Here is a 568-nt window from a genome sequence, read left to right as displayed (position 1 = left end):
TCTGAAGGCGCCCAGTGATAATAAAGGGCTAGCTCTGCCCCAAATTGTCCGGCAGAGAGGATTGGAGTTGCGGAAAAAAAGCAAAAAAAGCCTTCAATATTGCGACAATATCCATCACATCAACTCGATCAATCAATTCAATAGATTCATGTGACATATCAGCCAAAAGTGCTGTGATGCCTTCTGTTGCCTCACTTGTGAACAAAACTTGAGAAAGCTTCGTGATAAGCACATCATTGCTCAAAGTTGTTTTTTGCTCTCCAAACTCAGGAAGCAGCAGCTCTGTCAATTGTGGTCCAATGAGCACCGCTAATTGCTTGGCATGCTTAAAAGTGGGGCGATAAAAGGTCAGTTTCTTGCAGAGAGATTCTTTGCCACCTTTATCTTGATAAGGAAGCGGAACCTGCAATTCCACGTCAATGCTGGTTTGTAAACTTGTCATGATCAATTCCTATAAGTTGAGAATAGAGCGGCGGCGAGAACCGATCTCTTGCCCATTGCGGACAAGCCAGCCGCCCCGTTTAAAAGAAAAGCGGTGCAAAACAGAACCATCCCAAAATTCCGTATA

Annotated in this window: 1 protein-coding gene; it reads right to left on the bottom strand. The window is 44.2% G+C overall.

What is annotated here, in order from left to right:
• Window positions 1-28: 28 nt before the first annotated feature.
• Window positions 29-442: a hypothetical protein gene (locus ACFIJJ_RS10100; protein ID WP_375612337.1), complete on the bottom strand. Its 414-nt coding sequence runs from the start codon at window positions 440-442 to the stop codon at window positions 29-31.
• Window positions 443-568 lie beyond the last annotated feature (126 nt).

The sequence above is a fragment of the Bartonella sp. TT29SHDZB genome (assembly GCF_042193395.1).
Taxonomy (GTDB): Bacteria; Pseudomonadota; Alphaproteobacteria; order Rhizobiales; family Rhizobiaceae; genus Bartonella.
The sequence above is the reverse complement of the archived record's forward strand: the minus strand, read 5'-3'. Positions and strand labels throughout refer to the sequence as shown.

Coding starts and splice junctions, on each gene's coding strand:
- ACFIJJ_RS10100 (WP_375612337.1), bottom strand. CDS start 442: ATGACAAGTTTACAAACCAGCATTGACGTGGAATTGCAGGTTCCGCTT.